This window comes from Vibrio penaeicida, assembly GCF_002933855.1.
Lineage (GTDB): Bacteria > Pseudomonadota > Gammaproteobacteria > Enterobacterales > Vibrionaceae > Vibrio > Vibrio penaeicida_A.
Map to the genome: position 1 here is coordinate 24,894 of NZ_BFAQ01000023.1, position 16,843 is coordinate 41,736.

Consider the following 16,843-nt stretch of genomic DNA (forward strand, 5'->3'; position numbering starts at 1 on the left):
GGGGAAAATCGAAGATCGCAATTACATAGGAATAGCGTTAAGGTGAGCCAAACTTAAAACCAATTTGGAATATCAAAATGCTTAGCTACGTTGAAGTTGAACCGACAACAAATGCCACTGCCAGCGTGATTTGGCTACACGGTCTTGGCTCAAATGGACACGATTTTGAAGCCATTCTCCCTGAATTAAAACTGCCAGCAGATGCCCCTGTCCGATTTATTTTCCCACACTCTCCTTCCATCCCTGTAACGGTTAATGGCGGAATGGTAATGCCCGCATGGTACGACATTATTGAAATGGGTGCAGGTAGAAAGCTAAATTCACAGCAGCTCATCGATTCTGCCCATCAAGTTGTTGAATTGATTAAGCAAGAGCAAGATCGCGGCATCGCTTCAAACCGCATTATACTTGCCGGATTTTCTCAAGGTGGTGCGGTGGCATACCATACGGCGCTAAGCTTTGACCAGCCACTGGCTGGCTTGTTAGCACTATCCACTTATTTCCCGACGTCCGACTCCATCGAATACTCAGAAGCAAGCAAATCTTTACCTATAGAGATCATGCATGGCACCTATGACCCAGTTGTATTCCCAGTTATGGGTGAAGAGGCTAAAGCCGATTTAGAAACCGCAGGGTACAAACCCAATTGGCGTACTTACCCAATGGAACATCAAGTTTGCATGCCCCAAATTAAAGACATTTCAGAGTGGTTACACCGCATACTCGGACTTTAAATCGCTTCTTTAGCGCCATTTATTCCACGTGCGGGGAACTCGCTCTCCGCACGACTTACCTAACGGAATGTTGCCACTTCACTACACCGTTATCACGAAAGAATGCCAACCCCACCAAAGATTTAATAAATTACTTAGCCTTGAATAATTTCTTCATTGAACCTCAATATTTCGCTCCTTAAGTTAGATCTAGTTATCCATCGATAACATATTGATAAATAAATAACTAAAAGGAATCGGCTATGTATAAAAAAATTGGCTTTTTGGCTTGTATGGTATGTTCTGGCTACACGTTTGCTCAAACCGATTCAGCGACACATTATGCAGTGCAGTATGAAGGGAGAAGCGTGAAGGACTACGCAACGGGTACGGTTCAAATTAACTTCCCAGGCAGTGCGCTGAAAACGAAATTCACGGGCACTCAACTTGCCATCAATTTAAAGGGCAAAGGCGATCATTTTGATGTACTGGTCGATGGTGTGTTATCGCACAAAATTGTCACCAATATAGGCAACGAAACCCAAAAATTTGAGCTGTTCAAAAGTGTAGAGAAAAGCACGGTTGTCATCGAAGTGGTTAAGCGAACAGAAAACTACGATGCCATGATTGAAATCGTATCGCTCGATCACGATGGCTTCCTAGAAGGGGTATGGGAAAGCCAACCTCATGTCCTGTTTATTGGAGATTCCATCAGTGCAGGGTTTGCCAGCGAATCCAACAAACGTGACTGTACATGGGACGAAGTGTATAACACATCCAACGCACGTCTGGCCTTCCCACATCAAACAGGCGATCAACTGGATGCCAGTATCACTCAAGTTTCGCTTTCTGGTTTAGGGTTAATCCGAAACTGGGACGGTAACCAATCTTTTCATGATGTAACCTATTACGCTGATAAATCCGGCGCTGTGTTTGGTAACGTGCAGCAATTTGAAGACAAACACCCAGATTTGATTGTTATCGAAGTCGGCACCAATGATTTCAGCACCGATCCACAACCTCATGAACCATGGGCAAATATTGATGAAGTGAAAACAGCTTGGGTCGCACGCATGGTGGAGTTTACTGAAGAACTGAAATATCGCTATGACGATGCCAATATTGTTTACATGCCCCGTCCAGCCTACCCGTACGACTACATCATTCCAGCGACAAATGAAGCGATTAGCGTATTAAACAGCAAAGGGGTAACAGGTCTGTATAGCCATACCTTTATATCGCCATTAGAAGGCTGCATTTGGCACCCAACAGAAGCAGAGCATAAAGACATCGCGACGAAGCTCACCACCTTCATCAAGCAAAATGGGTTGCTTTAGATAATAGAATGTTGAAAAGCATCAAATGGGGCAGCATGCCCCCATTTGATGTTCCTACCCTAGTTCTCTTTACGTTGAATAGAAACATTAATGTGCTCTGAAAATACCAATTCCTTATCTTTTAAATAATGCGAGAAGAAGCCTGTCATGCTTGTTTGAACGATGTCGTGTATATCGTTTGCACCGATTCCAGAAGGAAACCCGACTGCCCATCGGCTTTGATCGGTAAAGTCATTGTGGTTAGTGTCTGCGACGGACACCAGATAGGTATCAGATTGGTTTGCTTTATACCCTTCGCTTAAATTGTGATTGGCTGCTTGCATGAGCATCAACGGTTTATTCATTGGAGATTCGGCGACATCACCCAAAATTATGCCATCCATATTGGCCGCCGCGACACATTCGGTAATCGCTTTACAGCTGTTCATCGCCGCGCTGCCACCTAAGCTATAGCCCAACGCCCCCACTTTTGAGGTATCCAATTGATACTGAAAGCGCCATTGATTCCATAAAAGCCATTGGTACGTAGTCAATACATCCTGAGTAATTTGTGGCACAGCAACCCCATTGAAATACGCGAAGCCCTTATCGGTATTTATGTCGTTAGCCCCTTCAGGTATATACCCTTTGACCGTTGTTCCGTTGTTAAATACAGCCAGCCCAGAGGCAAACGTATGATTGATTGCCACAACTGCAAACCCTTGGCTCGCCAGCTCTTCGAGTAACTCAACATTGTCCTTTTCAAATAGCATTGAACCATGAGAATAAAAGAGAACTGGCCAACCTTGGTCTATCTCGGCAACCTCTGCATTATTGACCGACCACGACAGCATCTCGTTCAGATCATGTTGCTTTGGATGAATGGGGGCATTAGGTGGGCGAACACTGGATAAATACTCAACTTGATGACCGCCTTCGTCAAAGTATTTTTCATATTCTGCTGATTCTGTATTGCTTGGGTAATACACTTTAATGTGGAGCTTACGCATCTCACCTGAAACTGGATTCAATGTATCTTCACGGTAATCCGTCAGGTCGAAGTCGAGTGTGCCAACCCGATAAGGACCGCTCGGTGAAGGGTACACATGATCGACTACTCTTTTGGTATCATCGACAGGTGGTACTGTCTCATCATTACATCCTGTAAGCAGTGGCAGTGTGATAAAAACAGGTAAGAAAATAGCGGTTTTAACGTTCATAAAGGCTCTCCTTGATTGAGAGCCTAATGGTGGGGGATTGGCAGTATTCCGTCGTCCGAATACCTTATTTGGACGTCCGGATTATTTAGTTCGGACGTTCAAGTGCTGATTTATACTGGGTTGGTGTGCATTCTTTGTATTTTTTAAATGCTGAGTTGAATGTTGACTTAGAACTGAATCCAGATTCAAATGCCAAATCTAAAATTGATTTATGAGGCCTTTGCTTAATCAATTCACACACATGAACCACTCTTTTTTGATTCACTAGGTCATAAAACTTGATCCCTAATTGTTGGTTCAGGACTTGAGTCAACAAATAGGGTTTTACGCCAAGTTCTTCCGCTAACGACTGCAAATTCAAATCTGATTTTAAGTAAAGCTGCTTACTATCCATCAACAGAGAAACCTGCTTACCCAGCTCAAAGTCCAATTCATTAGCGCTATATTCCTCCGTTGGAGTTTGCACTAGTGGCTCGAAATTCAACAGCTCCGGTTTAACCAAAAACAGATACGTCACCAAAAAGACAAATAGGCTAACAAACAACTGGGGAAGAGGCAGCTCGGTGTTAAATGCAACTTGTAATGGAATGGTTGAAATCGCGACAATCAGCCCTGCACATACGCCCCACATCAACCAAAGGTTTTCTCGGCTGAGATTTGCTTGAACGGTCTTTTGCTCTACTTGATAACGCCAAACCATTCGTATAGCAGCGATATTGTAAATTAGATAAACAAACAATATTAAATACGTGGCAATCCAATGCCTTGTAGTAATCACCACAGTGTCTGGAGATAAAGAAAAGTCGTAGATAAGTGCACTGATCGCTAACCAAGGAATAAAGTGCACCGCTGCACGTCGTGTAATCTTTTCTTGGGTTAAGCAGGCTCGAATAAATAAGAAGAACAACACCGGATACAATAAAGCCCAGCTAGCGTTAAATCGACTGCTCAACCATTGTTCATGTTCTGCAATTAGCAAGATAAGATCTGCCGAAAATACGGCATGAACCAATGTTAATGGCCAGAAGAGTGGCTGGGTTCGAGACCTTGAAAACAAAAACACCAGTAAGATTAAGCTCTGAATAAACCCCGCGAGCAACACGGCTGTGACCATATACAACTCCATTTGTAAAAGGCAGCGAAGAACTGATTTTAGGCTAAGCTATTAACCCGAGTGACCAAGCCAGTTTTCCCCTTTGTGTTCTTCGCCATACTGGTCTTGGGGATTGCGAAGAGCGCAATTTTCCAAAGATAAACAACCGCAGCCAATGCACCCACCCAAGTCATTCTGAAGCGCCTGCAAGCGGCGGATTCTGTCTTCTAAAGACAACTTGACCTACCGATTGTCTTGATAATCGGTAGGTTGGGCAAAGCGTACGTCGATCAGTATTTGGGCGGTTTTCAGTTATCTAGCCAAAATTAGCCGATATAGAATTTTGAACACTCCTGCTTGCCTTACCATTAAAAAATACTTCGTGTAGGGCACATATGGACGTGTGGTACTCCGTATCATCTACCACGAACTGAACATTAACGTTTCTCATCGAAGAGTGGACCGCAATTGGTGTAACACCTTGCTCCATCAATGCCAGTACTCCCTTGGTTAGGGCCTCATTGGTATCAAACTTAGACCCAATAGCCGAGATCAGAGCAACCATTCGACCTTTGATATTAGCTTCTGGGAATCGCTTTTCTGTTTTGTACAGAACTTTGTTCAATGCATCTGTACTGCCTGTCAGGTAATAGGTCATAGAGTTGGCGTTCATCTCTTTACCTACCAGCCTTACTCGAGTATCCGTAATTATCTGCATAAGATCATAGCTTACGTTGTCGACGCAGCCGACCATGTCCTGATCAAAGAGGTGTAAGGCGAAGACTTTCTCTTTGCCCGCAATGATTTCTACCTTATCCAATGTAGGGCGATATGAACCGGAGATGAGCGTTCCAGGGTGGTGAGGTTCGAAAGTATTCTTGATTTGAAGCTCTATCCCACTTTCACGTAGCCCTGCCGCTGCATTTGGGTGAATCGCCTCCATCCCCAGATTGGCAAGTTGATCAGCAACATCATAGTTAGTCTCTCCCAAAGGCAGTACTTTATCTGAACCAACAACGCGGGGATCCGCTGAACTCAGATGGTATTCTTTATGGATGATCGCTAGGTCCGCATGGGTTAGTGATGCAATTCGACTGAAAGTCATTTCGCTATAACCGCGGTCATAAGTAGACATTAACCCTTCTTTACAAGAGGCATATCCTGTGACAATCGGCAACTCTTTCGCCGTGTCGATGTCAGAAAAGGCTTCAAGAATGCATTCATCTATACTACTAGGCACTTTTGTATCCCAACCAGACAGATCGACAAACCTTGAATTGATTCCCATGTTCTTGAGTTTCAGAGCTGTGTTATATGCACTGTGTGCTTCGCCGATTGATGAGAGAAACTCTCTAACTTGAGGAAGATAGTGACGAAGTGAGAACTGCCCATACTGACATGTTTCCAGTATGTTCGAAATACATACCTTCGCTTCAGAAATTCGAGAGCGAATAAACTTATCCGCACGCAGTCGATTCATAGGATCCGCAAAGATATTTTCGTTGGCAAGCAGCATTCGTTGTTCTACGTAATCAAGTGCACTTAACCATTTGTCGTCGCGTTTAGCAACCAATTGGTACACACCGGATTTACTGGTTTTTTTGCATTCTAGCAAGGCATCAGTAATCCCAGCGTAAGCAGATACGACAAACACTCGGTTATACATTTCCTCTTCACTGTCTTTGAGCAAGATATTATCTAAAACAGCGTCAAACGCAGACATCGAGGTACCGCCGATTTTCTCTACGGTGTAAGTCATGTTAGGGCCTTTATTATGAAGTTAGGTAATGAGCTAGACTCTTTCGACTAGCTCAAGTACAGATCGTTAATCAATGAGAGGGTAAACACCATTCTCATCATGGGTCTCTTTACCCGTAATAGGTGGGTTAAACACACATGCCATCACCATTTCTTTACCCTCATATGCACGAAGGTAATGCTCGTCGTGTTGATCCAAAATATAAAGAGTTCCAGGCTTTATCGGGTAGGTTTTACCACCCACCACTTCAATCTCTCCCTCACCACTCATGCAGTAGACTGACTCAAGGTGGTTTTGATAATGGATGTGCGTTTCGGTGTTTTCAAAAATGGTTGTGATGTGAAATGAAAAGCCCATATTGTCATTTTTTAATAACATGCGGACACTTTCCCATGTTTCTGAGGCAACTCTACGCTCGCTATCACGGCACTCTTCAAGTGTACGAACAATCATTTTTTCTTCCTTTTTACGACGCGTTCTTAAATTGTTGCTGGATAGCATGTTCAACAGCATTCTTAAAGATGTCTAAACCTTGTTTTAACTCAGACTCAGTAATCGTGAGTGGAGCAAAAAACTTCACCACTTCGTCTTCTGGTCCAGCAGTTTCAATCACTAGCCCATTATTGAAACAGGCTTTAACGATGTGACTGGCCAGTTGCCCATTGCAACATTCAATACCAATCATCATTCCTCGCCCTTTTTGTTTAACAAACATATTTGGATAACGAGTTAGGGTTGCATCAATCGCCTCGGACACCAGATCGGAGCAATTCTTAATATGCTGTTCGAATAGTTCACTGTCAGCCCAATACGCCTCAAGCGCTTTCGTCGCCGTTACAAACGCGTGATTGTTACCACGAAACGTTCCGTTGTGTTCGCCGGGCTTCCAAATGTCGAGCTCAGGTTTCATCAAGACGATCGCCATAGGCAAACCATAGCCGCCTATTGATTTTGATAGCGTTACCATGTCTGGTTTGATACCAGCAGATTCGAAACTAAAAAAGGTTCCTGTGCGTCCGCATCCAGCTTGAATATCGTCAACGATCAGTAGAATATCGTTTTGCAGGCAGATCGTGCTCAGACGCTGCAACCATTCATCAGACGCCACATTTAGCCCGCCTTCGCCTTGTACCGTTTCAACAAGTACTGCAGCTGGTTTGTCGATACCTGCCGAATTATCACTTAACATGGTTTCAAATAGTTTTAGCCCATCAATACTCGCATAGCCCTCAAAAGGGATACGAGTGACATCGTTTAAGCTAACACCAGCCCCCTGACGGTGATGTTGGTTACCCGTCGCCGCCAAGGCACCGGATGTACATCCGTGAAAACCATTGGTAAATGCCACAATTGAGCTACGTCCTTTTGATTTTCTGGCCAACTTTAGGGCTGCTTCAACAGCATTGGTTCCCGTAGGTCCGGTAAACTGGACTTTATAGTTAAGATCTCGTGGTTTAAGTACATGATTTTCCAGCGCTGTAAGGAAGTCAGCTTTAGCAGAAGAATGCATGTCGAGACCGTGTGTAACCCCATCAGCTTCAATGTAGTCAAGCAAAGCTTGCTTAAAAATTGGGTTGTTGTGACCGTAATTGAGAGACCCGGCACCAGCAAGAAAGTCTAGGTATTTATCACCAGATTCCGTCTCTAGCCAGCACCCTTTCGCTTTGGTAAAAACGACTGGGAAGCTGTTGCAGTAGGAACGTACTTGTGACTCTTTTTTATCAAAAATATCCATTATTAGACCGTTTATCTATCCTGTGGTTTGAGGGGTTTTCAGCAAGATACGATACAGGTACTCCGTATCGTGTTTCCCTTTAAAATGTGTTCTTTTGTCAAGAAATGTCGACACATTTCCTTGTAAACCATTTTCCGAATCAATCTTTTTGAACAGTGCCCATGAGGCATCATTTTCACGGGTTATGGTTGTCTCTATCGCACAAGCACCCTGCAAAGACTTCCTGGCTAGAAGTAATTTAATCATTTGATATGCTAGCCCTTTTCCTCTGTGCTTGGGTGAAACGGCAACCTGCCACACAAACAATGTGTTTGGATCATCGGGCTTAAGGTATCCGGATACAAAACCAGAAACCTTGCCGTCACAACGAGCCAATATACACGTTTGGCGAAAATGAGTGGATTGCAAAAAATTGCAATAGGGAGAGTTGGTATCCAATGGTGGGCATTGGGCAATAAGGTTAAAAATATCATCGCCATCTTCGGCACAAGGTTCACTAAATGAACCATATCGATTGAATTCTTCTCCCTTTCTTGGGTGAGCAACCCAGGGTGCTGATGTGATCATAGGAACACGCTTTTATTTCGTACTCTAAACAAATGTGCTTTTATTATCAGACAAAAAGTGCACTAAAAAGCAACCAAACTCCTAATATTGGACAATAAGTGTGATGAGCATAGCAAAAAAATAAGAAAACCTCTTAGTGGACATTAATTCCACCTCTAAAGTTTTGAGTAGTAATGTTTTCAATTTTCAAAACTGAATACGAAGATATATAAAATAAATTTTCACTAAACCGAACAAGGTATAGAACATGCTTTTCAAAATATTAAATATTGCTTTTATTTCAATAAATTAACACCAAAATACAACACATAAAAAAGCTGCTTCGTCATGAAAAAACTAAACAAATGAAAGACACGCCTATTTGAAATACAGTCGATTTTTATTTAGAGTACGAATCAATTTTGCAAACATACATTTAGCACAGGACAAATTACATGGCTCCCATACTTGAAGTTAAGGGACTCTATAAGGTGTTTGGCGAAGACACCGAGCGTGCTTTTAGCATGTTATCTGGAGGCGCTGACAAAGATAGAGTATTTGCTGAAACTGGCTTAACTATTGGTGTTAACGATGTCTCCCTTTCTATCAATGAAGGCGAGATATTCGTAATAATGGGGCTTTCTGGTTCAGGAAAATCCACTCTTGTTCGTTTACTTAATCGACTTATAGAGCCAACAAGAGGGAGCGTCTTACTTAGAGGTAAAGACATTGCCAATATCTCTGTAGAAGAGCTGAGGGCGGTTCGACGCAAAAACATTTCCATGGTTTTCCAAAACTTTGCTCTTATGCCTCACATGACCGTGATTGAAAACGCCGCCTTTGGTTTAGAGCTTGCTGGAATAAGTTTGGAAGCCCGTCAAAAGTCTGCTTCTGAAGCTTTAGACAGAGTAGGACTAGGTGCATACAACGATTCGTTTCCAGATGAATTATCGGGTGGGATGAAACAGCGGGTTGGTTTAGCGCGCGCGTTGGCCTGTGACCCTGACATCCTATTAATGGATGAAGCTTTTTCTGCACTAGATCCGCTGATTCGCACAGAAATGCAAGATGAGCTGATTCGCCTGCAAAACGATGATAAGCGAACCATCGTCTTTATCTCACATGATCTTGATGAGGCTATGCGCATTGGTGACCGTATCGCAATTATGCAAGATGGCGAAGTGGTTCAGGTTGGAACACCTGACGAAATTCTGCACCAACCTGCCAACGACTATGTTGCCGCCTTTTTCAGAGGTGTGAATATTGCCAATGCGTTAACCGCAAAAGACATCGTAAAGAAAATACCCGCAGCCGTTTTCAAAAAGTCGGAACATGACGGTCCGGCCTCGGCGCTGCAACTACTCACAGATAATGATCGAGAGTATGGAATAATTGTTGATAAAGAAAACCTGTATTCAGGCATAGTGTCATTGGATTCACTTCAGTCAGCCTATCAAGACAATCGTTCACTCACCAGCGCAGAGCTGGAATCAACCATAACTGTAACCCCTGAACAACCGATTAACGAGCTCCTTGGACCCGTCGCCAGTGCTCCTTACCCAGTACCCGTAGTCGATGATTCGGGCAAATATTACGGGGTAATCAGTAAATCAAGATTGCTTCAAACTTTGGATAAGGAGTAGCACCATGTCATCAGAGCAAACCCAGAATGACCCATGGTCACAAGCCAGTGAACAAACCAACAGTGACCCTTGGGGAACGGAGCAGACAACTACATCAACCGACTGGCTAAACTCTGAAGTTGTTGAACAGAAACCATTCGACATACTCAATCCATTTGAAGAGGCGCTGCTACCATTAGACACATGGGTAGAAACGGGGTTGAATTGGCTAGTTGAACACGGGCGTCCTATTTTCCAAGTGATTCGGGTTCCCATAGACTTCATTCTCACTTCGTTTGAAGCTGCACTTGTCTCGACACCCGCACCATTTATGCTAGTTATCTTGTCTTTACTTGCATGGCAATTCTCAAACTTACGCCTTGGTCTTACGACCGTTGTGTCCTTAATATTTATTGGTCTCATCGGGGCTTGGTCAGAAGCCATGACTACATTGGCCCTTGTAATGACCTCAGTGTTTTTCTGCCTACTGATTGGTTTACCCCTAGGAATCTGGCTGGCCAGAAGTAACACCGCCGCCAAGTTTGTTCGACCTATCCTCGATGCCATGCAAACAACCCCTGCGTTTGTTTACCTGGTTCCTATCGTAATGTTATTTGGTATTGGTAATGTCCCAGGAGTTGTAGTCACAATAATTTTCGCTTTACCCCCGGTAGTGAGGCTGACCATCTTAGGTATACAGCAAGTTCCTGAAGAGTTGATTGAAGCTGGGCACTCTTTTGGCGCAAGTAATAAGCAGATGCTCTATCGAATTCAATTACCACTTGCTCTACCAACAATAATGGCAGGGATAAACCAAACGTTAATGTTATCGCTCTCTATGGTTGTCATAGCATCAATGATCGCAGTCGGTGGTCTAGGGCAGATGGTATTAAGAGGCATTGGTCGATTAGATATGGGGCTTGCTGCGGTAGGCGGTGTCGGCATCGTGATTCTCGCAATTTTACTCGACCGCATTACTCAAGCGCTAGGACACAACGCTGGAAATACTAAAACACGCTGGTACCACTCTGGACCAATCTCTATTGTTCTGCGCACATTGAAACAACCTAACAAACCAAAAGCATCATTAAAGGAGAACTACAAATGAGTTACTCATGGAAGAAAGCAATCACTGTAAGTGCATTATCCGCACTGACTCTTTCGCCTCAGGCGTGGTCAGCATCACTCCCAGGTGAAGGCGTCACTGTCCAGCCGTTGCAATCTACGGTTGCAGAAGAAACGTTCCAGACTTTAATTGTTAATCGAGCACTAGAAGCGTTGGGTTACGATGTAAAAGAAACTAAAGAAGTTGACTACAATGTGGCTTACACCTCCATTGCTGAGGGTGATGCAACATTCCTCGCTGTCGGTTGGTTCCCACTTCATGCAGATAAATACACCATGTCTGGTGGCGACGAGAAATTCTACCGCCAAGGGCATTATGTTACTGGTGCAGCTCAGGGTTATTTGATCGACAAAAAAACTGCTGAGAAATACGGCATTACTAATATCGGCCAGCTAAAAGATCCAAAGCTGGCAAAGCTATTTGACGCCAATAACGACGGCAAAGCAGATTTGACGGGTTGTAATCCGGGTTGGGGATGTGAGTTAGTTATCGAGGAACAACTCAACGCCTTTAAGCTTCGTGATACCGTGACTCATAACCAAGGCAATTACGCTGCAATTATTGCCGATACCATCTCTCGTTACAAAAAAGGCGACCCAATCTTGTATTACACCTGGACGCCATACTGGGTTAGTGGCGTTCTCGTTCCGGGTAAAGATGTGGTGTGGTTAGAAGTCCCATTCTCTGCCTTACCTGGCGAGCGTAAAAATGTCGATACCACACTACCAAATGGTAAAAACTATGGCTTTGAAATGAATGCAATGCGTATTGTTGCGAACAAATCCTTCGCCGAGCAAAACCCAGCTGCAGCGAAGCTTTTTGAAATCATCAAGCTAAATATCAACGATGTTAGTGCACAAAACATGATGATGAGCCAAGGGAAGAACAGTTCAGCAGATATCGAGTCACATGTGAATGGTTGGATAAAGGCTAACCAATCACAGTTTGACGCCTGGGTAGCTGAAGCGAAAAAAGCGGCTTTATAATTTTATTGTCCGTAAGGTATAAGTCCCAGAGTCAGGGACTTATACCTATGGGATATACCACCTAGGTTAATTGGATGAACCTATGAAGATACAGTGGAGGTATGTATGGATAGGCACGAAGAAGTTCTTGTTTCGATTCGCCAAATCATCCGAGCGATTGTTTTGCATTCTAAAAAACTCAACAAAGAATCCGGCTTGACTACCCCACAACTGATCATCATGCTTGCAATACGTGAACTCGGCGAAGTCACCATACGTCAGCTTTCAGAGAACACAAATATGAGTCAAGCGACTGCCAGCACCATTTTGGATCGTCTAGAAAAGCATCATTTGATAAAAAGAGTGAGAAATGAATACGATAAGCGGAAAGTCCATGCTCTTCTTACGCCAAAGGGCAACCAAGTGCTATTGCAGACGCCTCCCCCATTGCAACAAAGTTTCGTTGATAAATTTCAACAACTAGAAGAATGGGAACAGTCATTACTTCTTTCCTCGCTTCAACGTTTGTCTTCAATGATGAAAGCGGGAGACATCAAGGTAGCTCCTGTTTTAGAGCTTGATAATATAATAAAACCCTGAAATATTTACACTTTTATATAAAGATCAAAGTTCTAAGTACATTTTCTCAAACCGAGTCAATTAAATGTTCAACTTTTTGGGCTGAAAAAGGTTTAATTCGTTAGCCAGTTTTCTCCTTTGTGTTCTTCGCCATACTGGTCTTGGGGATTGCGAAGAGCGCAATTTTCCAAAGATAAACAACCGCAGCCAATGCACCCACCCAAGTCATTCTGAAGCGCCTGCAAGCGGCGGATTCTGTCTTCTAACATCGTGTGCCAGTGGCTCGCCAATGTATCCCATTCTTTTTTGTTTGGTGCTTGGTGTTTGGGTAAGTGCGACAAAGCTTGGGCGATTTCTTCTAGCGACAACCCCACTTGCTGGGCGGCTTTGATAACAGCAATTCTGCGTAACACACTGCGATGAAAACGCCTCTGATTTCCAGCGTTCCTCCAACTGGATATCAACCCTTTTTGCTCATAGAAGTGAATAGCCGAGACTTTCACCCCAGCCCGCTTCGCTACTTCGCCAACGCCTATGTCCATATACCACCTACCAAAAAGATCAAAAAAGACCTTTACCTCAACTTAACTTGAGGTTTTAGAGTAGCACGCAGACCTAAAGAATTCACGGAGGAAAAAGAATGAAAAACAAAACCTTTCCCTACTTAGTTGGCCGCTTTTTTGATGGCATTTCATCTGGGCTTTTTATGATGGCGCTGCCATGGGTCATTTTATCTCAACCCAATATGGGTACGTTCGTTGCCATGGTCGCACTCTTATGTACTGCCGTCTCTTTTGTTGCGACACCTTTCTTTTCTACTTTGATTGATCGCCATTCCCGAAAAAAATTATTGGTGATCAATCAAGTTATACAAGCCCTTACCGCCGCAATTGTGGTTGTCGCGTATTCACTCGATGCAGGATCGCATTGGTTGCTCGCCGGGGCTCAGTTGGTTATATGGGTTTCTAGTAACTTAGCGTGGTCAACCAACAATGCCTTCACTCAAGAAAACTACGATTCGCATGAATATGCGTCTATTTCTGGCTACCAAGAAGTGGTCATGCAGGGCACAACTTTGGGTGCAGGTGCGCTGGGTGTGGTTCTGTTAGAAATGTGGAGTATGTGGGAATTCGCTTTGTTTGCTGCAATCTCGTCTGGTATTGCCTCTATCGCTTACCTGCTTACCCCATATCGAAGAAAGCTAAGAAAAACTCAAGTAGTGCCTTTCTTTGCCCAGTTAAAAGAGAGCAAAAGCATATTCGCCAAAGCACCGCGTTTCTATGCCTTCATTCTGTTGTCTTGCTTGTCTTACCCAATACTGACGTTTTTGGGAAAACTTGTCCCTATTTGGTTTTCTGAGGCGGGTATTTCTGGAGAGTGGCTTGCCGGGTACAACATCAGCTTCGGTTTAGGCTCGTTAATTACAGGTTTGTTGGTCAGTAAAATTTTGGCGGAATCATCACACCAAAATATTATGAAGTACTCCATGTTTGTGGTTGCTTTTATGTTAGTCGGAATGTCTATCTATCAACACCCAGCCTATTTGATGGCATTTACATTAGGTTTTGGATTCTTTAATGCGCTTAACCGAATTGCGAGAACCAACTGGATGCACCACAGCGTAAAGGTGTCTGAGCGTGGCCGAGTAGACGGTGGCTTAGCGCTGTTTTCAACACTGGCTCAATCACTGAGTTACGTATTAATCGCGTACCTTAGTCACCATGAGATAACTCGTTATGGATTCGTGATTGCTGCAGTCATTGTTATCGCTGCCGCCATACTCATGACACTGTTAAACAAAAGCAGCAACATTAACTTAGAACCGGCAAGTCAGGTGAATTGATATTACAGTGTACCCATCACTCAAGCTCCCTTAGATCAGAATCCGGCTTAGCGTAGCTCAATCGCGCAAGTCGGGTTCCAATGTGATAGCTGTCTAGCCCCGACACTGCAACCAGCTCTAGCGAATCTACATCAATTGAGCCGTCTGTGTTTAACGCATCATCTTGCAAACGTACCTCTTGGATCTCACCAATGATCAGCTCAGTATTGTTCACGCGTAACGTCGTGTGCTCTCTTAACGATAAACCAATTTGTATAGGGCTTTCTTTTACATAGGGGGCACATATTTCGCTTCCTAGAACAGGAGTAAGCCCAACCTTCTCGAACTCGGATTCTTCTTTTTTGTAACGAGCAGACGTTTGATGAGCTGATTTGAAAATCGATTGGCATACGGGATTGATCGTGTATTGCTGGCTAACCAGAATATTTTCGAGCGTGTGCCTTTCGACACTATGAGGGCGGATAATAAAGCCCATTAAAGGTGGATTGGCTCCAAGGTGAAAAACGGAACTCACGATAGACAGATTGTGCTGACCTTTGTCGTCTATCGTACCTATCAAGTTAGCACTCTTATACCCCGATAAAGAGTTAACAAACCGAGCTCGATACCTGTCTTCCATCTCTCCGATGATTCTTCGTGTGTAACAACTTTTGTTCATCTCATGTCCTGTAAAAAGCAGCGCCAGCGGGTCTAGTATCTTGGGTTACTTTAGCTCGGCAAGCACTGCATAACACTTTGTCGCTTGGTTATTAATTTTGGCTATCTATGGTCTTCTTTACTTAGGCAAAATCACCGAATCAATCACATGAATAACGCCGTTGCTAGCTTTGACGTCCGCTAGAACAACGTTCGCATTGTCAATCATGACTTTATCTCCCATTGTCTTGATCGATACATCTTGTCCTTGCACGGTTGACGCGCCTGATAGCTTAACCACATCTGATGCCATTACTTTTCCTGGAACAACGTGGTAGGTAAGAACAGCAATTAGTTTGTCTTTGTTTTCTGGTTTCAAAAGCATATCTACGGTGCCTTCAGGCAATTTTGCAAACGCCGCATCGGTAGGAGCAAATACAGTGAACGGGCCGTTTCCCTTCAATGTATCCACCAGTCCGCCCGCTTTTACAGCGGCTACGAGTGTGTTGAATGACCCGTTACTTACAGCAACATCAACGATATCTTTCTTCTCACCATGATGACCGGCATGGTTCATAAATGAAAAAGAAGTGAGAGCGACAGTGGCAACAAGCAGAATTTTTTTGAACATAGTTTTGTCCTTAGTTTTTGATCAACGGTTCCAGTAAATAACTGGTTGCTGTAACTACGGTCGGATTTTCAAATGGGATCACAAGAAATTTTGCGAATATTTGAGAGTGAACTGAAGGTAAATTTGTTGCGTACTAAAGCTGTATTGGAGAATTTTATGGAAGGTGAGTTTCTATGAAAATGACGTTAAACAAAGCCAAAAAATATTTTCATATCGACAAGTTGGTGATCCACTCTTTGGATATGTCGCTCTATCAAGCCTCTGTCGTGATCGACGACGAAGAGTGGTTTCTCACAGAGCAAGATGGGCAGTTAGTCCGGGCCTGGTCGTTCATAGAGATTCAAAAGCGTTGCCGAAACATTGACGCCATTGAACGAGTAATGCGCCAAGAAAGCGCTTACGACGAAATGGTTGGAGGACCAGATAAACCCATCAGCAACGCAATGGAAATACCGTTAGGCGACAACAAGCTTTACTAAGCCAGAGAGCCATAAGGGAGCGAGTCTAATACACCGTCTTGTGGCACCCTGTTTTTACCTTGGTAAAAGGTCACGATATAGCAACCTAGAAAATTGAACTGACAATTTCTAACCCTGTTTTGACAAATACGCCCATCAGCACGGCAAACTTCTTCGCACTTCTGTTCATCGTACTTTAAAACCAATAAATTAATCAGGAATGGCTATGGAGTTTACTCAACAAGATCGCGAAGCGCTTTATCAAATCTGGATGTCACAAAAAGCCAAAATGCGCATGACTCAAATGGAAATCACGAAACGACTTGGGATCAGCCAAATCGATTTTTCCGAGCTTTTAAGAGGAAATGCGCGGTTAGAGCCTGCTTTTGTTGAGCAATTTTGTAGTCAATTGCATGTCGATCCTAAATCGGTTATCCCTTCACTGAAAAACAACGATAACCCCAGCCAAATTATTTATTTGAAAAGTCGAATCACCGTCGATGGAGAGATCCAAAAAACCTACATTGAAGGTAACCAAGTCATTGTAGAATATGCACATTCTATTGAATAAATAAAACCAGAAACCCGGCGGCATCGCATA

Annotated in this window: 18 protein-coding genes and 1 pseudogene; 9 read left to right on the forward strand and 10 right to left on the reverse strand. The window is 43.6% G+C overall.

Going from position 1 to position 16,843, the window contains the following annotated elements:
- The first annotated feature begins 77 nt into the window (after window positions 1-77).
- Together VPNCDNU1_RS13500 and VPNCDNU1_RS13505 are read left to right on the forward strand one after the other, a co-directional pair.
- Entirely contained in the window at window positions 78-734 is a 657-nt protein-coding gene (locus tag VPNCDNU1_RS13500) for an alpha/beta hydrolase (RefSeq protein WP_104400800.1), read from the forward strand.
- 242 nt (window positions 735-976) lie between these two features.
- Entirely contained in the window at window positions 977-2,050 is a 1,074-nt protein-coding gene (locus VPNCDNU1_RS13505; protein ID WP_104400801.1) for an SGNH/GDSL hydrolase family protein, read from the forward strand.
- A gap of 59 nt (window positions 2,051-2,109) precedes the next feature.
- Here VPNCDNU1_RS13505 and VPNCDNU1_RS13510 read toward each other — a convergent pair whose 3' ends face one another.
- The 7 genes and pseudogenes from VPNCDNU1_RS13510 to ectA form a co-directional block, all read right to left on the reverse strand.
- Window positions 2,110-3,249, reverse strand: a complete 1,140-nt coding sequence (locus VPNCDNU1_RS13510; protein WP_104400802.1) for an alpha/beta hydrolase family protein — start codon at window positions 3,247-3,249, stop codon at window positions 2,110-2,112.
- Between the two features lie 85 nt (window positions 3,250-3,334).
- Complete coding sequence (locus VPNCDNU1_RS13515; RefSeq protein WP_104400803.1) at window positions 3,335-4,363, reverse strand: AraC family transcriptional regulator; 1,029 nt, start codon at window positions 4,361-4,363, stop codon at window positions 3,335-3,337.
- A 51-nt stretch (window positions 4,364-4,414) separates the two neighbouring features.
- Window positions 4,415-4,573: pseudogene (locus VPNCDNU1_RS29095) on the reverse strand (redox-sensitive transcriptional activator SoxR); the annotation flags it as partial.
- A gap of 85 nt (window positions 4,574-4,658) precedes the next feature.
- A complete protein-coding gene (locus VPNCDNU1_RS13525) occupies window positions 4,659-6,101 on the reverse strand; it encodes an aspartate kinase (RefSeq protein WP_104400804.1) in 1,443 nt (480 codons plus the stop codon).
- 66 nt (window positions 6,102-6,167) lie between these two features.
- Window positions 6,168-6,554 (reverse strand): ectoine synthase, encoded by a 387-nt coding sequence (locus VPNCDNU1_RS13530; protein WP_104400805.1) that lies wholly within the window; start codon window positions 6,552-6,554, stop codon window positions 6,168-6,170.
- A 13-nt stretch (window positions 6,555-6,567) separates the two neighbouring features.
- Window positions 6,568-7,836, reverse strand: a complete 1,269-nt coding sequence (gene ectB, locus VPNCDNU1_RS13535; RefSeq protein WP_104400806.1) for a diaminobutyrate--2-oxoglutarate transaminase — start codon at window positions 7,834-7,836, stop codon at window positions 6,568-6,570.
- Window positions 7,837-7,851: 15 nt separating this feature from the next.
- A complete protein-coding gene (gene ectA / locus VPNCDNU1_RS13540) occupies window positions 7,852-8,403 on the reverse strand; it encodes a diaminobutyrate acetyltransferase (protein ID WP_104400807.1) in 552 nt (183 codons plus the stop codon).
- Between the two features lie 434 nt (window positions 8,404-8,837).
- Between ectA and proV the strand changes: the two genes are divergently transcribed.
- The 4 genes from proV to VPNCDNU1_RS13560 all read left to right on the forward strand — a co-directional run bounded on the left by proV (window position 8,838) and on the right by VPNCDNU1_RS13560 (window position 12,695).
- A complete protein-coding gene (proV, locus tag VPNCDNU1_RS13545; protein WP_104400808.1) occupies window positions 8,838-10,025 on the forward strand; it encodes a glycine betaine/L-proline ABC transporter ATP-binding protein ProV in 1,188 nt (395 codons plus the stop codon).
- Window positions 10,026-10,029: 4 nt separating this feature from the next.
- The gene (gene proW, locus VPNCDNU1_RS13550) at window positions 10,030-11,112 is read left to right on the forward strand and encodes a glycine betaine/L-proline ABC transporter permease ProW (protein WP_104400809.1); all 1,083 of its coding nucleotides are present in this window, start codon (window positions 10,030-10,032) and stop codon (window positions 11,110-11,112) included.
- Window positions 11,109-12,116, forward strand: coding sequence for a glycine betaine/L-proline ABC transporter substrate-binding protein ProX (gene proX, locus VPNCDNU1_RS13555; RefSeq protein ID WP_104400810.1), 1,008 nt, complete (start codon window positions 11,109-11,111; stop codon window positions 12,114-12,116). The genes proW and proX overlap by 4 nt, the downstream gene beginning before the upstream one ends.
- Window positions 12,117-12,221: 105 nt before the next feature.
- Window positions 12,222-12,695, forward strand: a complete 474-nt coding sequence (locus tag VPNCDNU1_RS13560) for a MarR family winged helix-turn-helix transcriptional regulator (RefSeq protein ID WP_104400811.1) — start codon at window positions 12,222-12,224, stop codon at window positions 12,693-12,695.
- A 92-nt stretch (window positions 12,696-12,787) separates the two neighbouring features.
- Here VPNCDNU1_RS13560 and soxR read toward each other — a convergent pair whose 3' ends face one another.
- Entirely contained in the window at window positions 12,788-13,216 is a 429-nt protein-coding gene (gene soxR, locus VPNCDNU1_RS13565; RefSeq protein WP_104400812.1) for a redox-sensitive transcriptional activator SoxR, read from the reverse strand.
- Window positions 13,217-13,314: 98 nt separating this feature from the next.
- Between soxR and VPNCDNU1_RS13570 the strand changes: the two genes are divergently transcribed.
- Window positions 13,315-14,517, forward strand: coding sequence for an MFS transporter (locus VPNCDNU1_RS13570; RefSeq protein WP_104400813.1), 1,203 nt, complete (start codon window positions 13,315-13,317; stop codon window positions 14,515-14,517).
- Window positions 14,518-14,533: 16 nt separating this feature from the next.
- On the opposite strand, the gene VPNCDNU1_RS13575 is transcribed toward VPNCDNU1_RS13570, so the two are convergent.
- Together VPNCDNU1_RS13575 and VPNCDNU1_RS13580 are read right to left on the reverse strand one after the other, a co-directional pair.
- Window positions 14,534-15,175 carry a flavin reductase family protein gene (locus VPNCDNU1_RS13575; protein ID WP_174715144.1) on the reverse strand — a complete coding sequence of 214 codons (642 nt, stop codon included), beginning with the start codon at window positions 15,173-15,175 and terminating at the stop codon, window positions 14,534-14,536.
- 117 nt (window positions 15,176-15,292) lie between these two features.
- Window positions 15,293-15,784 carry a fasciclin domain-containing protein gene (locus VPNCDNU1_RS13580; RefSeq protein ID WP_104400814.1) on the reverse strand — a complete coding sequence of 164 codons (492 nt, stop codon included), beginning with the start codon at window positions 15,782-15,784 and terminating at the stop codon, window positions 15,293-15,295.
- 173 nt (window positions 15,785-15,957) lie between these two features.
- Here VPNCDNU1_RS13580 and VPNCDNU1_RS13585 point away from each other — a divergent pair, with 173 nt between their 5' ends.
- Together VPNCDNU1_RS13585 and VPNCDNU1_RS13590 are read left to right on the forward strand one after the other, a co-directional pair.
- Window positions 15,958-16,263 (forward strand): DUF6482 family protein, encoded by a 306-nt coding sequence (locus VPNCDNU1_RS13585; protein ID WP_104400815.1) that lies wholly within the window; start codon window positions 15,958-15,960, stop codon window positions 16,261-16,263.
- A gap of 205 nt (window positions 16,264-16,468) precedes the next feature.
- Window positions 16,469-16,813: a transcriptional regulator gene (locus VPNCDNU1_RS13590; protein ID WP_104400816.1), complete on the forward strand. Its 345-nt coding sequence runs from the start codon at window positions 16,469-16,471 to the stop codon at window positions 16,811-16,813.
- Window positions 16,814-16,843 lie beyond the last annotated feature (30 nt).

Bases quoted from the DNA above. Each gene is read 5' to 3' on its own strand.
- proW (WP_104400809.1), top strand. From the start codon at position 10,030: ATGTCATCAGAGCAAACCCAGAATGACCCATGGTCACAAGCCAGTGAA.
- VPNCDNU1_RS13510 (WP_104400802.1), bottom strand. From the start codon at position 3,249: ATGAACGTTAAAACCGCTATTTTCTTACCTGTTTTTATCACACTGCCA.
- VPNCDNU1_RS13525 (WP_104400804.1), bottom strand. From the start codon at position 6,101: ATGACTTACACCGTAGAGAAAATCGGCGGTACCTCGATGTCTGCGTTT.
- ectA (WP_104400807.1), bottom strand. From the start codon at position 8,403: ATGATCACATCAGCACCCTGGGTTGCTCACCCAAGAAAGGGAGAAGAA.
- VPNCDNU1_RS13530 (WP_104400805.1), bottom strand. From the start codon at position 6,554: ATGATTGTTCGTACACTTGAAGAGTGCCGTGATAGCGAGCGTAGAGTT.
- proV (WP_104400808.1), top strand. From the start codon at position 8,838: ATGGCTCCCATACTTGAAGTTAAGGGACTCTATAAGGTGTTTGGCGAA.
- VPNCDNU1_RS13590 (WP_104400816.1), top strand. From the start codon at position 16,469: ATGGAGTTTACTCAACAAGATCGCGAAGCGCTTTATCAAATCTGGATG.
- VPNCDNU1_RS13515 (WP_104400803.1), bottom strand. From the start codon at position 4,363: ATGGTCACAGCCGTGTTGCTCGCGGGGTTTATTCAGAGCTTAATCTTA.
- ectB (WP_104400806.1), bottom strand. From the start codon at position 7,836: ATGGATATTTTTGATAAAAAAGAGTCACAAGTACGTTCCTACTGCAAC.
- VPNCDNU1_RS13585 (WP_104400815.1), top strand. From the start codon at position 15,958: ATGAAAATGACGTTAAACAAAGCCAAAAAATATTTTCATATCGACAAG.
- VPNCDNU1_RS13560 (WP_104400811.1), top strand. From the start codon at position 12,222: ATGGATAGGCACGAAGAAGTTCTTGTTTCGATTCGCCAAATCATCCGA.
- proX (WP_104400810.1), top strand. From the start codon at position 11,109: ATGAGTTACTCATGGAAGAAAGCAATCACTGTAAGTGCATTATCCGCA.
- VPNCDNU1_RS13570 (WP_104400813.1), top strand. From the start codon at position 13,315: ATGAAAAACAAAACCTTTCCCTACTTAGTTGGCCGCTTTTTTGATGGC.
- VPNCDNU1_RS13580 (WP_104400814.1), bottom strand. From the start codon at position 15,784: ATGTTCAAAAAAATTCTGCTTGTTGCCACTGTCGCTCTCACTTCTTTT.
- VPNCDNU1_RS13575 (WP_174715144.1), bottom strand. From the start codon at position 15,175: ATGAACAAAAGTTGTTACACACGAAGAATCATCGGAGAGATGGAAGAC.
- soxR (WP_104400812.1), bottom strand. From the start codon at position 13,216: ATGGACATAGGCGTTGGCGAAGTAGCGAAGCGGGCTGGGGTGAAAGTC.
- VPNCDNU1_RS13505 (WP_104400801.1), top strand. From the start codon at position 977: ATGTATAAAAAAATTGGCTTTTTGGCTTGTATGGTATGTTCTGGCTAC.
- VPNCDNU1_RS13500 (WP_104400800.1), top strand. From the start codon at position 78: ATGCTTAGCTACGTTGAAGTTGAACCGACAACAAATGCCACTGCCAGC.